The organism is Nonomuraea turcica, assembly GCF_030718205.1.
Classification (GTDB): Bacteria; Actinomycetota; Actinomycetes; order Streptosporangiales; family Streptosporangiaceae; genus Nonomuraea.
The window spans coordinates 338,425-355,686 of sequence record NZ_JAUZQF010000011.1 but is presented as its reverse complement, the minus strand read 5'-3'; the positions used below and the strand labels follow the sequence as shown (position 1 = coordinate 355,686).

The following is a 17,262-nucleotide window of genomic DNA, read 5'->3' as shown; positions in this document are numbered from 1 at the left end:
GGCGTACGCGCGTCAGGTCCTGGGGCGGCGTACCAGCCACATGCCGAGGAAGCCGAAGCCGACCCCGGTCGCGCAGGTCCAGAGCCACCACTCGTTCTCCGGAGCGGGGCGGAAGATCAGCAGAACCACCAGGGCGACGGCCCAGAGGGCGGTGCCCACGGCGACGGCGGCCATGTCATTGGTCTTGATCGGCTCGGGATTGGGGTGCCACTGCTGCTTCACGGATCCAGCCTAGCTTCCAATCGGGTCTCGATCTCATCACTGCCACTTTTCCGCAGTTCACGCATGCTGTCACTCTTCGCGCGTGAGCGACACACGTAACGCAATAGATCGATTTTTCGCAATCTCCGCACGAGGGTCGACATTCTCCCGTGAGATCCGGGGCGGCCTGGCCACGTTCTTCACCATGGCGTACATCGTGGTGCTGAACCCCCTCATCATCGGCACCGGCAAGGACGTGACCGGCCAGTACATCGGTGACGGAAGCACGCCCAACGTGGCCCTCGTCGCGGCCGGCACGGCATTCGTGGCGGGCGTGATGACGATCCTCATGGGCGTCATCGGCAAGGTGCCCTTCGCCATGGCCGCCGGGCTGGGCCTGAACGCCTTCGTCACCTTCAGCATCGCGTCGGTGATGACCTGGGAGGAGGCCATGGGCCTGGTCTTCCTCGAAGGTGTCATCATCGCGATCCTGGTGTTGACCGGGCTCAGGACGGCGGTGTTCCACGCCATCCCGGCCCAGCTCAAGACCGCCATCAGCGTCGGCATCGGCCTGTTCATCGCGCTGATCGGCTTCGTGGACGCGGGCTTCGTGCGCCGCGTGCCCGCCGGGCCGCCGCTGGAGATGGGCATCGCGGGCAGCCTGACCTCGTGGCCCATCTTCGTGTTCATCATCGGGCTGCTGGCCACGGCCGCGATGGTGGCGCGCAAGGTCAAGGGCGCCATCCTCATCGGCATCATCGGCACCACCATCCTGGCGATCATCGTCGAGCTGCTCGCCAAGGCCGGCACCTTCTCGGCGAAGAACCCCGGCGGCTGGCAGTTGAACAGCCCCGTCGTCCCCGAGCAGATCTTCGGATTCCACAACCCGCTCGTGTTGTTCACCGAGTTCGACCCGTTCGGCGGTTTCATCCGCGTCGATGTGCTGCTGGCCGCGTTGCTCGTGTTCACGCTGCTCATCACGGACTTCTTCGACACCATGGGCACGATCGTGGGCGTCGGCCGGCAGGCGAACCTGGTCCAGGAGGACGGGACGCTGCCGCGTACCAAGGAGATCCTGCTCGTCGACTCGCTCGGCGCGGCGGCCGGCGGCGCGGGCTCGGTCTCCTCGAACACCACCTACATCGAGTCGGCGGCCGGCGTCGGCGAGGGCGCTCGCACTGGCCTCGCCAGCGTCGTCACGGGACTGTTGTTCCTGGTGGCGATCTTCTTCGCGCCGCTCGTCCAGGTCGTCCCGTACGAGGCCGCCGCTCCCGCACTGGTCCTGGTCGGCTTCCTGATGATGACCGCGGTGCGCGACATCGACTGGAGCGACTACGAGATCTCGATTCCGGCGTTCCTCACCATCATGATCATGCCGTTCACCTACTCGATCTCGAACGGCATCGGCGCCGGTTTCATCGCCTACGTGCTGATCAAGGTCGTCCGCGGCAGGGCGCGGGAGATCCACCCGCTGCTGTGGGGCGTCGCCCTCCTCTTCGCCCTCTACTTCGCGATCGGCCCGATCCGGGCGCTGCTGGGAATCTGAGTACGAAAGCATGCCTTGGCCGTCCCGCGCGAGCGGGGCGGCTTCCGGGTATCAAGAGGTGAGACGCAACTTCTGGATGGGGAAATATCTTGCTGTGCGCTATAGTTAGCAAAGGTAATGACTCATGCTAACCAACACCCAGCACAAGATGGACCTGCGCAGCGACGCAGGCCTGGCTTCGGCCTTGCGCGTTTCACTGGCAAGGCTGACCAGGCGCCTACGACGACAGGCGGCGGCGCACTCGCTGACGCCCACACAGTTCGCGACGCTCGCGGCCGTGGAACGCCATTCCGGGATAACCCCCGGCGAATTGGCCGAGCTCGAGAAGGTACAGCCGCCCTCGATGACGCGCGTGATCGCCGCGCTCGAGGAGCGCGGCCTGCTCGCCCGCACCCCGCATCCGACCGACCGGCGCCAGGTGACCGTGACCGTGACCGAGGCCGCCGAGAAGCTGCTGAAGGAGGAGCGCCGCCGCAAGGAGGCGTGGCTGACGCAGCGGCTGAAGGAGCTCTCGCCGGAGGAGAGGTCGATCCTCAGGCAGGCCGCGCCGATTCTGGAGAAGCTCAGCAAGATATAGAGCCTGAGCAACGCAAGACCGGGATGTTCCGGTCGCTCCGTATTCGTAACTACCGCATGTTCGCGGCCGGTGGCACCGTCTCCAACGTCGGCACCTGGCTGCAGCGCACCGCCCAGGACTGGCTGGTGCTCGATCTGACCCACGGCAGCGCGGCGGCGCTCGGCACGGCGACCGCGCTGCAGTTCCTCCCGATGTTGCTGTTCGGGATGTTCGGCGGAGTCCTCGCCGACCGTTACCCCAAGCGCCCCATCCTCATCACCGCGCAGACGCTCATGGCCGCGCTGGCGCTCACCATCGGCGTCCTGACGATGACGGGCACAGCCCAGGTGTGGCACGTCTACGTGATGGCGTTCGTGCTCGGCATGATCTCCTGCGTGGAGGTGCCGACCCGGCAGGCGTTCGTGGTCGAGATGGTCGGCCGCCGGGACCTGCCGAACGCGATCGCGCTCAACAGCTCCATCTTCAACCTCGCCCGCGTGGTCGGCCCGGCGCTGGCCGGCGTGCTGATCTACGTGTTCGGCGGCACGGGGCCGCTCTTCCTGATCAACGCGCTCACGTTCGGCGGCGTCATCTCGAGCCTGATCTTCATGAGGAAGGCCGAGCTCAACCCGACCGATCCGGTGCCGAGGGCGAAGGGACAGCTCAGGGAGGGCCTGAAGTACGTCATCCGGCGCGAGGAGCTGCTCATGCCGGTGCTGCTGATCGGGTTCGTGTCGATGTTCTCGCAGTCGTTCTCGATGTCGATCGCGCTCATGGCCCGCGAGGTGTTCAAGGCGGGCGCGTCCTCGTTCGGGCTGGCCTCCAGCATGTTCGCGGTGGGCGCGCTGGGCGGTGCCCTGCTCGCGGCGCGCCGGGCCAGGCTGTCGAAGAAGGTGTTGTTCGCCGGGGCGATCGGGTTCGGGCTGTTCCAGATCGCCACCGGGCTGGCGCCCTTCTACCCGGCCTACCTGCTGCTGCTGATCCCGACCGGGATCGCGCTGATCACCATCAACACGGCCGCGAACGCCAGCGTCCAGCTCGCCACGTCCCCCGAGATGCGGGGCCGGGTCATGGGGATCTACATGCTGGTGTTCACCGGTGGCGCGCCGCTCGGCGCACCGCTCATCGGCTGGTTGTCCGAGCTGGGCGGGCCGCGTGCGGGCGTGATCCTGTCCGGCGTGCTGGTGTTGGCCGGCACCGGGCTGGCGGTGCTCATGACACGCCTGATCGGCCGCCGCGTCGGGAGGAAGCCCGCTCTCGCCCTGGCGTGATAATCGGTTGGCATGAGGCTTTTCGCGGCCGTGGTGCCGCCCGACAAGGTGCTGGACGAGATCTCACGCGCGATCGCGCCGCACGTCGGGCAGGTGCCGGGGCTGCGCTGGCCGGACCGGGCCACCTGGCACATCACGCTGGGCTTCTTCGGCGAGGTGCCCGAGGAGGTGCTACCCGAGCTGGAGGTGCGGCTGGCCCGGGCCGTCCACCGCCACTCGGCGCTGGACCTCGCCTTCGAGGGCTTCGGCGCCTTCTCCTCCGCGCGCCGGGGCAGGGTCTTCTGGATCGGCGTCGTCGGCGACTCCATGACCAGGCTCGCCGACTCGGTCAAGGCAGGCGCCCGCCGCGCCGGAGCCACGCAGACCGACGAGAAACGTTTCCACCCGCACCTCACGCTGGCCCGCGCCAAGACCGAGACGGACCTCCGCCCGCTGGTCGAGTCGCTGTCCGGGTTCAGCGGCTCCCCGTGGCGGGCGGAGCACGTCCGTCTCGTCCGCAGCTATCCGGGACCCCAGGTGAGGTACGAGTCACTCGCCGAATGGGCGCTCGCACCCGCTGAGCGAGGCTAGGCTCCAGGTCGTGGATCGTCCTCGCCCCTGGCTGCTGCCCGTCGTGCTCGGCCTGCTCCTGCTGATCGTGGTCATCGGCGCGCTGCTGAGCTGACAGGCGCGGCCCGGCCTACCAGGCGTAGTCCTCCGGGGCCGTCTTGTGGCCGGGGAAGATCTCGTCCAGGCGGGCCAGGGCGGCCTCGTCCAGCTCGATCTCCAGGGTCCGCATGCTGCCGTCGAGCTGCTCCAGCGTGCGCGGCCCGATGATCGGCGCGGTGACCGCCCGCTGCTTGAGCAGCCAGGCCAGGGCCACGTAAGCCGGCTCCTCGCCCAGCTCGTCGCAGAGCTTCTCGTACTGCTCGATCTTGTCGCGGTGCTTCTCGAGCTGCACGACCATGTGGTCGGCGGCCGAGCGGCCCTTGTCGATCTTACGGAGCACGCCGCCGAGCAGGCCGCCGGCCAGCGGGCTCCACGGGATCACGCCGAGGCCGTAGTCCTCGCACGCGGGCAGCACTTCCAGCTCGACCGCGCGGGTGAGCAGGTTGTAGTGGGACTGCTCGCTGATGAATCCGTTGAAGTTACGCTTGGCCGCCGTCTCCTGCGCCTTGGCGAGGTGCCAGCCGGCGAAGTTCGACGAACCGACATAGATGATCTTGCCCTGCTGGCGCAGGATCTCCATAGCCTCCCAGAACTCCTCGAACGGGGTGTCCCGGTCGACGTGGTGGGCCTGGTAGATGTCGATGTAGTCGGTCTGCAGCCGCTTCAGCGAGGCGTCGCAGGCCTTGCGGATGTTGAGCGCGGACAACTTCTTGTCGTTGGGCCACTCGCTCATCGCGCCGTTCAGCTTGGTCGCGATGACGGTCTTCTCCCGGCGGCCGCCGCCCTGGGCGAACCACCGGCCGATGATCTGCTCGGTGACGCCCTCGCCCATCTTCCAGCCGTAGACGTTGGCGGTGTCGAAGAAGTTGATGCCCAGTTCCAGGGCCCTGTCCATGATCGCGAAGGAGTCTTCCTCCGAGGTCTGCGGGCCGAAGTTCATGGTGCCGAGGCAGAGCGGGCTGACCTGTAGGCCACTGCGTCCGAGGTTGACGTATTCCATGCTTCCAACCCTAAAGACCTGGAGTGCGCTCCAGGCCATAGGGTGTTCAGGTGATCGTTCTGCTTCGTGCCGCGGTTCCGCTGTTCGTCGCGATGGTCACGGGCACAGTGGGGTCGCTGGTGGTCACGTCCGTGCTGGGCAGACACGACACCGTCACGCTCGCCGCGTTCGCCGTCATGACCGCCGTGCTCAATCCCGCGACCGCCGCCATCCAGGGCGCGTTCCGCGGGCTCGGGCCGTTCGTGGCCCCGCATCGAGAGGATCCCGCGGCGGCCGTGCCGATCGTGCGGGACGCGCGCTGGCTCAGCCTCGCCGCCGGCGCCGTCGGGGCTGTGGCGGTGCTGTGCGTGCCGCTGCTGGCGGGGGCCACCGGGGTGCCCGGCGAGGTGGTGAACGAACTGGGACTGCTGCCGTACTTCCTGGCGGGCTATCTGCTGGTCTTCGCCTCCACCGGGGGGACGAACACCATACTGATCGCGCTCGGGCGCAACCCTCAGGTGTTGTGGGCGAGCTTGACCGCCGCGGGGCTGCTGAGCGTGCTGGCCGCCGTGCTGGTGCCGCCGCTCGGGCTGACCGGAGTCGGCCTGGCCTGGCTGATCTCGGGGACGGCGGCGGCGCTCGTGGCGACCTTCAACCTGCGTCAGGCGTTCGGGCAGGGCATCGGGCAGTCGCGCCCCAGGATGGGGGAGATCGTCCGGCTGGCGCGGGTGAGCATTCCGCTGGCGGCGACCGTACTGATCAAATTCGGGGTGCTCGGTGTCGTCACCTTCGCCGCGAGCACCACCGGCACGCGCGACACCGCCGCCCACGCGGTCCTGACCACGCTGACCGCCATCATGCTGGTGGCGTCGGTCGCCGTCGCCCAGGCGTCGGTGCCCGACGTGGCCCGCGCCCGCGACGCCGCCGAGGCCCGGCGTGTCGGCCGGACCGCCATCCTGCTCGCGATGATGGGTGCGGGTGCGGGGGCGCTGCTGTTACTGGTGTTCGGCGCGCAGATCATGACGGTGTTCAGCGACGACCAGGCGGTCCGTGAGCGGGCGCTGGCGCTGCTGCCGGTGATGCTGCTGTCGTCGTTGTTCGACGCCGCGCAGGCGGTCAAGGGCACCGGGCTCACCGCGCTCAAGCGGTCGAGCGCGAGCCTGTGGTACTTCGCCGTCTGCTACGGCGTGCTGCTCGCGGTCGCCGTGCCGGTGGCCAGGACCTGGGGGATCACCGGGTTGTGGGTGGCGATGGCGACGGCCAACGGGCTGCTGATGGTGCTCCAGAGCCTCGGCTTCCACCGCCACAGCGCCCGGATCGGTCAGCAGCCCGGCAGTGATGTCGAGCCACGCCAGGTGCGGAAGGTGTAGCCGGCGAGCTCACGCACGCGGCGGTGCGCGTCCGCGTTGGAAGGCGGCACGTGAGGCATGATGGCTGGCGTGGGGGATGTCGTGATCAGGGTGCTGGCCGTCGCCGCGGCGACCTGCTGTCTTGCCGCCGTGCCCGCCCATGCGGCGGACGACGGGACGGAGAAGCTCTTCACCTTCAAGGACCCGGGGATCACGGAGTCCAGCGGCCTGGCGGTGTCCCCGACGCACGACGGCGTCTACTACACCCATAACGACAGCGCCGCCGCTCCGACCTTCTACGCCGTCGACGCGAACGGCCGGACCCGTGCCACTTACCAGGTCCGCGGCGCACAGGCCCGGGACTGGGAGGCCATGGCCGCGACCAAGGACGCGGCGACCGGCCGCGGGGTGCTCTGGTTCGCCGACATCGGCGACAATCTGGACGGGGCCTGGCCGGACATCTCCATCTACAAGGTGATGGAGCCTCGCACGCTCGGCGACGCCACCCTGCCCGCCACCCGCTACCGCTTCCGGTACGCGGACGGCGCCCGCAACGCCGAAGGCATGATGATCAACCCGAAGACCGGCCGCCTCTACGTGGTGTCCAAGGAGTTCGCGGGATCCGTCTACGCCGCCCCCAAGAAGCTCCGCGCCGACCGCACGAACATCCTCCGCAAGGTCGCGGGCGCCCCCATCATGGCGACGGACGCGGCCTACGCCCCCGACGGCTCCTCCTACGTCATCCGCACCTACTTCTCCGCCACCCTCTACAAGCCCTCCGGCGAGTCGATCTCCAGGGTGACGATGCCGGAGCTGAAGCAGGCCGAGTCCATCACCTACACCTCGGACGGCACCGCCCTGCTCACCGGCACGGAGGGCCCGAAGAGCCCGGTCTACCGGGTCCCGCTCCCCGCCCGCGCCAAGCCCACGGCCACACCCAGCCCGGCCAGTGCCGAGACCACGCCGGAGCCGTCGCCCCAGGCCGCCGCCGACAGTGGCGGGGGCGGGCTGACGGCCAAGGACGTCCTCATCTGGCTGGCCGCGGCGGCGATGGCCACAGGAGTGATCACCTTCATCGCCCGCCGCACACGGTGACTGCTTCGCCTTGGCACTCGGCCACGTATGCGCCGTTGCGGCGGCGCGCCGGTGAAGCTGGTGAGCGTCTCCCTGGAGGGCCGGTCACCGGCGTCGGCGATTGGAGTGTCGCTGGGCGACCGTAAAACATGGGTCTAATTGCGCGCGAGGGTGGTGAACATGTCGCCGCGGAGCGCCGCCTCGACGGCGGCGATGCTGCGGGACAGGCGCACCAGGCGCGGCCCCTCCGCCCGATAGGTGTCCAGCACCGCCTCGATGGCGTGCGGCGGGAGATGGCCTTTGAGATCCACGGCGGCGTTGCGGTAGCCGGCGCGGGCGGCTTCGATGGCGGAGCTCACGTGATGTCTGGCCATGCTGGCCAGGGCCACCGGATGCCGGCGGAGCACCTCGTACGCGCGGTAGTCCGGCGGCACCGCGTCGAGCAGCCACGCCACCGCCGACGTCTCCCAGTCGGGAACGCTGGGCGGGCGCACCTCGGCGGGCCAGTCAGGCGGGAGATACATCACATCACCTCGGCGGGCCAGTCTGGTGGGAGGTGCATAAATGCATCGTACTCATGTTCGATTCGTCCGGATATGGCGGGGACGGCCGGTTAGCCGGAAAATCGTCATGTGACGGAGAAGATCGGGATCGTGGGCGCGGGCATCGTCGGGTTGGCGGTGGCGCGCGAGCTCGCCATCACCAGGGGCGCCGAGGTGACGGTGCTGGAGAAGGAGAGCCACGTCGCCGCCCATCAGACCGGCCATAACAGTGGCGTCGTGCACGCGGGCATCTACTACCCGCCCGGCTCGCTCAAGGCCAGGCTGTGCAGGGAGGGTGTGGCGCTGCTCAAGGACTACTGCGCCGCGAACGAGCTGCCGTACGACGAGGTCGGCAAGCTGGTGATCGCCAGCACCGGCGCCGAGCGCTCGCGGCTGCACGCGCTGGCCGAGCGTGCCCGCGCCAACGGGGTGCCGGGCATCGCCGAGCTGGACGCGCTGGCGCTGCGCGAGATCGAGCCGCACGCGGTCGGCGTGGGGGCGATCCACTCGCCGCACACCGCGATCTGCGACTTCGCCGCGGTCGCCCGCCGGCTCGCGCTGGACGTGGTGGAGCTCGGCGGTTCCGTACGGCTCTCGCACCCGGTACGGGCGATCAGGGAGCGTCCGGCAGGCGTGCAGGTGCTGGCGGGACGCCGACGGTTCACCTTCGACCGGCTGGTGGTGTGCGGAGGGCTGGGGACGGATTCGGTGGCCAGGATGGCCGGGCATCCGGGGGATGTCAGGATTGTCCCGTTCCGTGGGGAGTTCTATGCGCTGAGAGGGGCGGCGAAGGATCTCGTTCGCGGGTTGATCTATCCGGTGCCCGATCCGCGGTATCCGTTCCTGGGGGTCCACCTAACCAGGCAGACGGATGGCGGCGTGCTGGTGGGGCCGAATGCGGTGCTTGCACTCGCCTACGAAGCCTATGGACGCGGCTACGGATGGCGAAATATCAGAAATTTCCGGCAAATTCTTGGCTGGCCGGGCACCATGCGCCTCGCCCGTCGCCACTGGCGCACCGGGCTCAAAGAGATCCGCGGATCGCTCATCAAGAGCGCCTTCCTCAAAGGCGCGCAGCGTTACGTTCCCGAGCTGACCGCCGCCGACCTCACTCGGGCCCGTAGCGGCGTCCGCGCTCAGGCCGTGGCCAGGGATGGCGGCATGGTCGACGACTTCGTGGTCGACGTGCACGACAATGTGGTTTTGGTGCGCAACGCGCCCTCCCCTGCCGCCACGTCCAGCCTGGCCATCGCCAGGCACATTGCCGGAATTGTCCCAGCACTCGTCCAATGAGGGCATCCTTGGATGTGATGGAATCACGCCTGCTAATCGTCGAGGACGATCCGAACATCCTCGAACTCCTCGCCGCGAGCCTGAGGTTCGCGGGATTCGACGTGACCACGGCGAAGAGCGGCCTCGACGCCGTCGCCGCCGTGCAACGCCACCGCCCTGACCTCGTCGTGCTCGACGTCATGCTGCCCGACCTGGACGGTTTCGAGATCGTCAAGCGGATGCGCGGCGGCGGAGTGCACACGCCGGTGGTGTTCCTGACCGCCCGTGACGAGACCGAGGACAAGATCCGCGGGCTCACGATCGGCGGCGACGACTACGTCACCAAGCCGTTCAGCTTGGAGGAGGTGGTCGCCAGGATCCACGCGGTGCTCCGCAGGACGTCCGGCGAGCAGCAGGCGGCACCGCCGCGGCTGACGTTCGCCGACATCGAGCTGGATGAGGAGAGCCACGAGGTGTGGCGCGGGGGCAACGCGGTGGCGTTGTCGCCGACCGAGTTCAAGCTGCTGCGATACTTCATGACGAACGCAGGGCGGGTTCTGTCCAAGCCGCAGATCCTCGACCACGTGTGGGACTACGACTTCAGGGGCGAGGTGGGCATCGTGGAGTCGTACGTCTCCGTCCTGCGCCGGAAGATCGACAACCGCAGCCCTCGGCTCATCCACACCCTGCGTGGTGTCGGATACGTCCTTCGCCTGCCGCCGAGTCCCTGATGCGCGGCATGCCGCTGAGGATCAAGCTGATCGCGTCGATGCTGGCGCTGCTGGGTTTCGGCATGACCTTCATCGGCCTAGTGAGCGTCTCGGTCCTGCACGGCTACCTCATCGACCGGGTGGACGGCCAGCTCCAGCTCCTCAGCGTGCGCATGTACAAGAAGGTCATCGCGATCGGCAAGAAGGACCTGGAGATCTCCGACCGGCCCATCCTCATCGAGTCCGACGCGATCGTCCTGGTCAAGGAACCCGGCGGCGAGTTCGTGCCCATGCTCACCGACCGCGACGTCGACCTGAAGCCCAAGCCGGTTCTGTCGCCCATCCCGGACCACGAGCCCTACACCACGTCCGCCGTCAGAGGCAGCGGCGAGTGGCGGGTGCTCGAGAGCATGATCGATGGGCGCACCCTCGTGGTCGCGGTGGACCTGGAGGAGGTCGACGCGATCACCCGGCGCCTGGTGCTCATCGAGCTGCTGGGCGGCGGGGGTATCCTGCTCATCCTGGCCGTCGTGGGCGTCACGATCGTACGCCGCAGCATGCGCCCGCTCGGCCAGATCCAGCACACGGCCGAGGCCATCGCGGGCGGCCAGCTCGGCCGTCGGGTGCCCGACGCCGATCCCCGTACCGAGGTCGGCCGGCTGGCCAAGTCGCTGAACGGCATGCTGGCCCAGATCGAGACGGCTTTCGCCGCCAGGTCGGCCTCCGAGGCGGCGGCCCGGCGCTCCGAGGACCGCATGCGCCAGTTCGTCGGCGACGCCTCGCACGAGCTGCGCACCCCGCTGACCTCCATCCGGGGCTTCGCCGAGTACGCCAGGCAGAACCCCGGCGCCGACCCCGCCGAGCTGATGCAGCGCGTGGAGAAGGCCGCCGGGCGGATGAGCCTCTTGGTGGACGACCTGCTCCTGCTGGCCAGGGTGGACCAGCAGCGGCCGCTGCAGATGCGGCCCGTGGACATGCTGGCGCTGGCCGCGGACGCCGTACAGGATGCCAGGATCCTCGCGCCCGACCGGCTGATCAAGCTGGACGTCGTCGGAGGCGCGGCCCTGATCGTCTCCGGCGACGAGGTACGCCTGCGCCAGGTCATCAGCAACCTCGTCACCAACGCGATCGTGCACACCGAGGCCGGCTCGCCGATCATCGTCAGAGTGGGGGCCGGCACGGACAAGGTCTTCCTCGAGGTCGTCGACAACGGGCCCGGCCTCACCCCCGAGCAGCTCGAGCACGTCTTCGAACGCTTCTACCGCGCCGACTCCGCCCGATCCCGCCGCCGCTCGGCCGAGGATCGGGGCAGCGGGCTGGGCCTGGCCATCGTGCGGGCGCTCGTGCGGGCCCACGGCGGGACGGTCACCGTCGACAGCTCGCCGGAGCACGGCTCCACCTTCCGCGTGGAACTCCCACTCGCCTTGGAGTGACTCTTCAGCTAACCCTCAGGTGGCTGCGTCACGCTAAGTAGGTGATGAATCCCGAGCTCCGCGAAGCGCTGATCATGGTGGTGGACGACGAGCCCAGCATCAGGGACCTGCTGTCCGCCAGCCTGCGCTATTCGGGGTTCGAGGTGCTGACCGCCGCCGACGGGCAGGAGGCCGTAGAGGTGGCCGAGCGGGCCTCGCCCGATCTCGTGGTGCTCGACGTGATGCTGCCCGACCTGGACGGGTTGGAAGTGGCCAAGAGGATCGGCGCGCCCGTGTTGTTCCTGACCGCCCGTGACGCCACCGAGGACAAGATCGCCGGGCTGCGGGTGGGGGACGACTATGTGACCAAGCCGTTCAGCCTGGAAGAGGTGCAGGCCAGGATCCGGGCGGTGCTGCGGCGTACCCGTGCGGAGGGCACGCCCGCCAGCAAGCTGAAGGTGGCCGACCTGGAGCTGGACGAGGACGCCGGCGAGGTGTGGCGGGCCGGGCGCCAGATCCGGCTGTCGCCAACCGAGTTCAAGCTGCTGCACTACTTCATGGTCAACGCCGGACGGGTGCTGTCGAAGGCACAGATCCTCGACCACGTGTGGAACTACGACTTCGGCGGCACCTCAGGCGTCGTCGAGTCGTACGTCTCCTACCTCAGACGCAAGGTGGACGACGTTGAGCCACGGCTCATCCACACCCTGCGCAGCGTCGGTTACGTGCTGCGGGAGCCGCCCTCGAGCTAGCCCCGAATGCCCATGAAATGCCATGGAAGGGCGGCGCGACCCCGATCGTGCGAAGAACAGGGCTAACGTGGGCTTATGGACCTGCTCGGCGCGTTGGAGTCGCTGCGCCGGCCGCTCGATCGTGACCTGTTCCCGCTGACGATCGGCGAGACGGCGGCGGACCGGCGTGCGCTGCGCGAGCTGACCGGCCAGCTCGACGACTACCTGCTGCCCCGGTTGCGCGCCCTGGACGCGCCGCTCCTGGCCGTCGTCGGCGGGTCCACGGGAGCGGGCAAGTCCACGTTGGTCAACTCGCTGGTCGGGGCCGACGTGGCCGAGCCGGGGGTGCTGCGGCCCACCACGCTGGTGCCCACGCTCGTGGCCAGCCCGGCCGACCGCGCCTGGTTCATGGGCCAGAACGTGCTGCCCGGCCTGTCCCGCGCCACCGGCTCCGGACCTGGCGCGCTACGCGTGGTGTCATCGACGGCTCTGGGCGACGGCCTGGCGTTGCTCGACGCACCCGACATCGACTCGGTGGTGACCTCGAACCGGGAACTCGCCGCCCAGCTCCTGGCCGCCGCTGATTTGTGGCTGTTCGTCACGACCGCCGCCCGGTACGCCGACGAGGTGCCGTGGAGCTTCCTGCGTTCGGCCCGGGAACGCAGCACCGCACTGGCGGTCGTCCTCGATCGGGTGCCGCCGGACGCCGTCGAGCCGGTCGCCCGCGACCTCTCCCGCCTCCTCACCGAGAACGGCCTCGACGGCACCCGCCTGTTCACCGTCCCCGAAGCGGCTCTGCCCTCCGAGAAGGCGCGGCTGCCGGTCGCGTCGGTCCAGCCCATCGCCTCGTGGCTGACCGGGCTGGCCGCCGACGCCGCGGCACGAGCCCGCGTCGTACGTCAGACGCTGTCGGGAGCGCTCGACAGCCTCGACACCCGGGTGCCCGCGCTGGCTGCGGCCGTCTCGCGCCAGCAGGCCGCCTTCGACGGGCTGCGTTCCATCGTGTCGGGCGCGTACGCCGGCGGGATGGCCGACTTCGACGAAGGCATGCGGGACGGGTCGCTGCTGCGGGGGGAGGTCCTGGCCCGCTGGCAGGACTTCATCGGCACCGGCGACCTCATGCGCTCCCTGGAGAGCCGCGTGGGCTGGCTCCGCGACCGTATCGTCGGCTTCTTCACGGGGCGAGTGCCCGAGGTCCAGCTCAGGGATGCCCTGGAGAGCGGTGTCGAGACCCTGCTCCGGGGCGCCGCCGACGGGGCCGCCGAGCGCGCGCTGGAGGGCTGGTCGGCCGCCCCCGGTGGGCCCGGCCTGCTCGAACGGCTCGGCGCCATCGAGTCCGCCCGGCTCGGCCGCGCCTCGCCCGGCCTCGGCAAGCAGGCCGAGGCGGTGGTGCGGGGGTGGCAGGAGTACGTCCTGGACCTGGTGCGGGCCGAAGGCGCCGAGAAGCGGACCACGGCGCGGGTGGCGTCGTTCGGGGTGAACGGGGCGGGGCTGCTGCTCATGCTGGCCGTGTTCGCGTCCACGGGTGGGCTGACCGGGATCGAGGTGGGGATCGCGGGCGGGACCAGTGTGTTGTCACAGAAGCTGCTGGAGGCGGTGTTCGGGGACCAGGCGGTGCGTACGCTGACGGCGCGGGCGCGGGACGATCTGCGTGAGCGGGTGCGGGGGTTGCTGGATGCGGAGTCCGCCCGGTTCACCACTCTTCTTGAGTCCATCGAGCCGCCGAGAGACGCGGCGGACGCGCTGCACGCGGCCTTGCGCTCGGTGCACGCCCACCGCGCCGACCTCCCGGCGGCCACCCCGGCCACCGATCTCGGTTCGGCGGGCGACCCCGGTCCGGCTTCCGGCCAGGGCCGCGCCTCAGCCGGTGACTCCACGCGACGTGCGGCCGAGGAGGCGACGGAGCATCCGGCCGACGCGCCTGGGCGGCGTCCGGGCGAGACGGCGACGCGTCGCCCGGCCAGCGGCCCGGCCGGTGGCGAGCCGTCCGAGGGGCCGCCGGGTCCGGGTGGGGAGCCGTCCGAGGGGCCGCCGCGTCCGGGCGGCGAATCGTCCGAGGGGCCGCTGCGGCCGTCGGGTGGCGGGACGGCGCCGAAGGAGGGCCGGTGAAGCTGCTGCGCCGTAAAGAGGGCCCTTCGCTGGACTCCCGGCTGGCCGCCCTCCTGGAGGCGGCCTCGCTGGGTGAGGGGCGGCTGGCCGAGCAGGTGGTGTCGGGCGCGCGGGCGGTCGCCGAACGAGCCGGCGTACGCCGCAGCCTGTCCATCGACCACACCGTGGCGGCCCTGGCCGGCGCGACGGGCAGCGGGAAGTCCTCCCTCTACAACGCCTTGGCCGGCGAGGACCTGGCGGCCGTCGGAGTCACCCGGCCCACGACCTCGACCGCCCAGGCGGCGACCTGGGATGGGCAAGGCGCGGGCTCGCTGCTGGACTGGCTCGAGATCCCCCAGCGCCACGCCGCCGGCTCCACCGCTCATCCCGACCTGTCCGGCCTCGTCCTCCTGGACCTCCCAGATCACGACTCCATCCGGCTCTCCCACCGCCTCGAGGTGGACCGCCTGGTCGAGATGGTCGATCTGCTGGTGTGGGTGGTGGATCCGCAGAAGTACGCCGACGCCGCACTCCACGAGCGCTACCTGCGCCCGCTGGCCGGGCACCGGGAAGTGACGGTGGTGGTACTCAACCAGGTGGACCGCCTGCCCCCGCAGGCCGTCGACCGTTGCGTACGCGACCTACGCCGCCTGCTGGACGACGACGGGCTGGAAGGTGTGCCGGTGCTCGCCGTCTCGGCCCGTACCGGCACCGGCCTGGCCGAGCTCCGTTCCCTCATCGGAGACCGCGTCGCCCACCGCAAGGCATGGTCCGCCCGCCTGGCCGCGGACGTCACCGCCGCCGCAGACCACCTCGCGACCGACCCGGCCACGTCGCGGGCCGCGGCGGCCAGGTCTGGTGCGGATGCGGCAGGGCGTCGTGGGGAGAGCGGCCGAGGGAAGCGCGCGGCAGAGTGGGATTGGGCGCTCACGGCGGCGCTCTCCGAGGCGGCCGGGGTGCCGCTGGTCGTGGAGGCCGTGGCCAAAGGGCACCGGCATCGGGCCATCGTCGCCACCGGGTGGCCGGTGACCCGATGGGCCCGGCGGTTCCGGCCGGATCCGCTTCGCAGGTTGCGCATCGGCAGCATCGCCCCGCCACGCGGGTCGGCTGGCAGGGCGTCAAGGGAACTGCCGGGGAAGCAGGCAGGGGAGGTCGTCGGGCGGACCTCCGTGCCTGCCGCGTCAGCCGTGCAGCGGGCGCAGGTCGAGACGGCGATCAGGGACATCGGCGACGCGGCGGCTGAGGGGCTGCCGGGGCCGTGGGCCGCGGCGGTGCGGCAGGCGGCGCGTTCCCGCTCCGAGGACCTGGCGGACGCGGTGGATCGGGTGGTCGCCACGGCATCCGTCGACGCCACCCGGCGCCCCAGGTGGTGGCTGGCCGTGAACGCGCTGCAGTGGCTGGTGTTCGCCGGCGTGGTGGCCGGTGCCCTGTGGCTGGGAGTGCTGTTCGGGATGGACTACCTGCGCCTGCCCCAGCCGCCGCTCCCGACTGTTGCCGAGGTGCCGTGGCCGACTGTGCTGCTGGCGGGTGGGGCGCTGGCCGGCGTGCTGACCGCGTTGCTGTCCCGGGTGGTCGCGTGGGCGGGTGGCAGGCGCCGGGCTCGGCGTACGGCCAGGGTTCTGCGCGCGGCCATCGGCCAGGTCGGCAAGGAACACGTGCTGGACCCCGTGGAGGAGGAGCTGGACAGGTACGCCCGCTTCACCAACGCGCTCAGCCGCGCCCGCGCCGTCTGAGCAGTACCGTTGCGAGCCCCGCACCCAGCAGCGCGGACGCCGAGGCCACCAGGAACGGCGTCGAGGCGCCGAACCGGTCCCCGACCACCCCGGCCAACCCCGAACCGACCGCACCCCCCATACTCGCCGCAGTGGACATCCACCCGAACGCCTCCGCCTGTGCCCCAGGCGCGAACTCGTCCACCAGCAGCGAGGACGTCGTCAACGCCGGGTTGATGATCATCCCGCCCACACACAGCACCATCCAGAACCCCGGCAGCGCCTCGACCAGCAGCAGTGGCGCCAGCACGACTCCGAGCGCCAGCATCAGCGCCAACAGCCGCACCCCGACCGCCGACCTCCACGAACGAGCACCATAGGCGGCCGCACCCGCGATACCGCCCAATGAGAGCGCCGCCACCAGAACTCCGGTCGCCGCTGGAATGTCGCGTGCGGCGGCCAGCGCGGGCACCCCGACCTGCATCGCCCCGAGGGTTCCGCCGAGCAGCAGCACCACGGCCAGCAGCACCAGCATCCGCCGATCGGCGAACACCCGCCCCCGATCCCGCGTCCCCGTCGCCTGACCTGCTTGAAGGGCCCGTGAGAAGGTCAGTGTCGCGGCCCCGGCGGCCACCGTGACCACGCCGAGCGCCAGCGAGGAGGACGCCGCAACCGCGATCATCAGCCCGAACAGCAGCGGCCCGACGAGCATGGCCAGCTCCTGCACCAGGAACACGAGGCTGTAGGCGGCCGTGCGCCCTTCGTCCGCGACACGACGGCCCCACTCGAACCGCATGGTGACCGAGATCGGCGGCAACCCGGCCCCCGCGACCAGGGCCAGCCCGGCGAACGTCCACACGGGCCACCTGGCAACCGCGCCGGCGACGAGTGCGACGAGCGCGGAGACGTGCATGAACGCCGCTCCCGCCAGCACCCGCCGCGACCCGCGCCGGTCGATGAGACGGCCCTGGACGGGCCTGGCCACGCCCGCGCCCGCGGAGAAGGCCGCGACGCAGAGGCCCGCCACCGCCAGGGACCCGGTCGCCGACTCGACGACCAGCACCATCCCCACCGGCGCGACCTGCTGCGTGAGCTGGGCAAGGAACCCGAGCACCGCCTGCGCGGGCACGCCGGGCATCCCGAGCAGCTTTCGGTACGGGACGGTCATGCG

16 protein-coding genes are annotated in these 17,262 nt (G+C 70.3%); 12 read left to right on the top strand and 4 right to left on the bottom strand.

Annotated elements, in window-relative coordinates; translation table 11 throughout:
- Positions 1-12 precede the first annotated feature (12 nt).
- The gene (locus Q9G87_RS29050; RefSeq protein ID WP_305919662.1) at positions 13-222 is read right to left on the bottom strand and encodes a DUF2530 domain-containing protein; all 210 of its coding nucleotides are present in this window, start codon (positions 220-222) and stop codon (positions 13-15) included.
- An 82-nt stretch (positions 223-304) separates the two neighbouring features.
- Here Q9G87_RS29050 and Q9G87_RS29045 point away from each other — a divergent pair, with 82 nt between their 5' ends.
- The 4 genes from Q9G87_RS29045 (at position 305) to thpR (ending at position 4,144) form a co-directional block, all read left to right on the top strand.
- Complete coding sequence (locus tag Q9G87_RS29045) at positions 305-1,747, top strand: NCS2 family permease (protein ID WP_305919661.1); 1,443 nt, start codon at positions 305-307, stop codon at positions 1,745-1,747.
- Between the two features lie 124 nt (positions 1,748-1,871).
- Positions 1,872-2,324 (top strand): MarR family winged helix-turn-helix transcriptional regulator, encoded by a 453-nt coding sequence (locus Q9G87_RS29040; protein WP_127936955.1) that lies wholly within the window; start codon positions 1,872-1,874, stop codon positions 2,322-2,324.
- 23 nt (positions 2,325-2,347) lie between these two features.
- A complete protein-coding gene (locus Q9G87_RS29035; protein WP_305919660.1) occupies positions 2,348-3,574 on the top strand; it encodes an MFS transporter in 1,227 nt (408 codons plus the stop codon).
- Between the two features lie 12 nt (positions 3,575-3,586).
- Positions 3,587-4,144 (top strand): RNA 2',3'-cyclic phosphodiesterase, encoded by a 558-nt coding sequence (gene thpR, locus Q9G87_RS29030; RefSeq protein ID WP_305919659.1) that lies wholly within the window; start codon positions 3,587-3,589, stop codon positions 4,142-4,144.
- Positions 4,145-4,253: 109 nt separating this feature from the next.
- Here the strand turns inward: thpR and Q9G87_RS29025 are convergent, their stop codons facing one another.
- A complete protein-coding gene (locus Q9G87_RS29025) occupies positions 4,254-5,222 on the bottom strand; it encodes an aldo/keto reductase (protein ID WP_305919658.1) in 969 nt (322 codons plus the stop codon).
- 50 nt (positions 5,223-5,272) lie between these two features.
- Between Q9G87_RS29025 and Q9G87_RS29020 the strand changes: the two genes are divergently transcribed.
- Together Q9G87_RS29020 and Q9G87_RS29015 are read left to right on the top strand one after the other, a co-directional pair.
- Positions 5,273-6,571 (top strand): MATE family efflux transporter, encoded by a 1,299-nt coding sequence (locus Q9G87_RS29020; RefSeq protein WP_305919657.1) that lies wholly within the window; start codon positions 5,273-5,275, stop codon positions 6,569-6,571.
- A gap of 60 nt (positions 6,572-6,631) precedes the next feature.
- Entirely contained in the window at positions 6,632-7,645 is a 1,014-nt protein-coding gene (locus Q9G87_RS29015; RefSeq protein ID WP_371825847.1) for a hypothetical protein, read from the top strand.
- A 134-nt stretch (positions 7,646-7,779) separates the two neighbouring features.
- Here Q9G87_RS29015 and Q9G87_RS29010 read toward each other — a convergent pair whose 3' ends face one another.
- The gene (locus Q9G87_RS29010; RefSeq protein ID WP_305919655.1) at positions 7,780-8,148 is read right to left on the bottom strand and encodes a hypothetical protein; all 369 of its coding nucleotides are present in this window, start codon (positions 8,146-8,148) and stop codon (positions 7,780-7,782) included.
- 108 nt (positions 8,149-8,256) lie between these two features.
- On the opposite strand from Q9G87_RS29010, the gene lhgO reads away from it, so the two are divergent.
- The 6 genes from lhgO (at position 8,257) to Q9G87_RS28980 (ending at position 16,112) form a co-directional block, all read left to right on the top strand.
- Positions 8,257-9,459 (top strand): L-2-hydroxyglutarate oxidase, encoded by a 1,203-nt coding sequence (gene lhgO, locus Q9G87_RS29005; RefSeq protein WP_305919654.1) that lies wholly within the window; start codon positions 8,257-8,259, stop codon positions 9,457-9,459.
- Positions 9,460-9,476: 17 nt separating this feature from the next.
- On the top strand, positions 9,477-10,169 hold the full coding sequence (locus Q9G87_RS29000) for a response regulator transcription factor (protein WP_305919653.1): 693 nt from the start codon (positions 9,477-9,479) through the stop codon (positions 10,167-10,169).
- Between the two features lie 8 nt (positions 10,170-10,177).
- Positions 10,178-11,581, top strand: coding sequence for a sensor histidine kinase (locus Q9G87_RS28995; RefSeq protein ID WP_305919652.1), 1,404 nt, complete (start codon positions 10,178-10,180; stop codon positions 11,579-11,581).
- 44 nt (positions 11,582-11,625) lie between these two features.
- Positions 11,626-12,312, top strand: a complete 687-nt coding sequence (locus Q9G87_RS28990; RefSeq protein WP_305919724.1) for a response regulator transcription factor — start codon at positions 11,626-11,628, stop codon at positions 12,310-12,312.
- A 75-nt stretch (positions 12,313-12,387) separates the two neighbouring features.
- Positions 12,388-14,400, top strand: coding sequence for a GTPase family protein (locus tag Q9G87_RS28985; RefSeq protein ID WP_305919651.1), 2,013 nt, complete (start codon positions 12,388-12,390; stop codon positions 14,398-14,400).
- Positions 14,397-16,112: a YfjP family GTPase gene (locus Q9G87_RS28980; RefSeq protein ID WP_305919650.1), complete on the top strand. Its 1,716-nt coding sequence runs from the start codon at positions 14,397-14,399 to the stop codon at positions 16,110-16,112. Before Q9G87_RS28985 ends, Q9G87_RS28980 begins: the two co-directional genes overlap by 4 nt.
- On the opposite strand, the gene Q9G87_RS28975 is transcribed toward Q9G87_RS28980, so the two are convergent.
- A complete protein-coding gene (locus tag Q9G87_RS28975) occupies positions 16,090-17,259 on the bottom strand; it encodes an MFS transporter (RefSeq protein ID WP_305919649.1) in 1,170 nt (389 codons plus the stop codon). The genes Q9G87_RS28980 and Q9G87_RS28975 overlap by 23 nt on opposite strands.
- Positions 17,260-17,262: the final 3 nt, after the last annotated feature.

Coding starts and splice junctions, on each gene's coding strand:
- Q9G87_RS29000 (WP_305919653.1), top strand. CDS start 9,477: ATGGAATCACGCCTGCTAATCGTCGAGGACGATCCGAACATCCTCGAA.
- Q9G87_RS28995 (WP_305919652.1), top strand. CDS start 10,178: ATGCCGCTGAGGATCAAGCTGATCGCGTCGATGCTGGCGCTGCTGGGT.
- thpR (WP_305919659.1), top strand. CDS start 3,587: ATGAGGCTTTTCGCGGCCGTGGTGCCGCCCGACAAGGTGCTGGACGAG.
- Q9G87_RS29035 (WP_305919660.1), top strand. CDS start 2,348: ATGTTCCGGTCGCTCCGTATTCGTAACTACCGCATGTTCGCGGCCGGT.
- Q9G87_RS28975 (WP_305919649.1), bottom strand. CDS start 17,259: ATGACCGTCCCGTACCGAAAGCTGCTCGGGATGCCCGGCGTGCCCGCG.
- Q9G87_RS28985 (WP_305919651.1), top strand. CDS start 12,388: ATGGACCTGCTCGGCGCGTTGGAGTCGCTGCGCCGGCCGCTCGATCGT.
- Q9G87_RS28990 (WP_305919724.1), top strand. CDS start 11,626: ATGAATCCCGAGCTCCGCGAAGCGCTGATCATGGTGGTGGACGACGAG.
- Q9G87_RS29025 (WP_305919658.1), bottom strand. CDS start 5,222: ATGGAATACGTCAACCTCGGACGCAGTGGCCTACAGGTCAGCCCGCTC.
- Q9G87_RS29015 (WP_371825847.1), top strand. CDS start 6,632: ATGGCTGGCGTGGGGGATGTCGTGATCAGGGTGCTGGCCGTCGCCGCG.
- Q9G87_RS29010 (WP_305919655.1), bottom strand. CDS start 8,148: ATGTATCTCCCGCCTGACTGGCCCGCCGAGGTGCGCCCGCCCAGCGTT.
- Q9G87_RS29040 (WP_127936955.1), top strand. CDS start 1,872: ATGCTAACCAACACCCAGCACAAGATGGACCTGCGCAGCGACGCAGGC.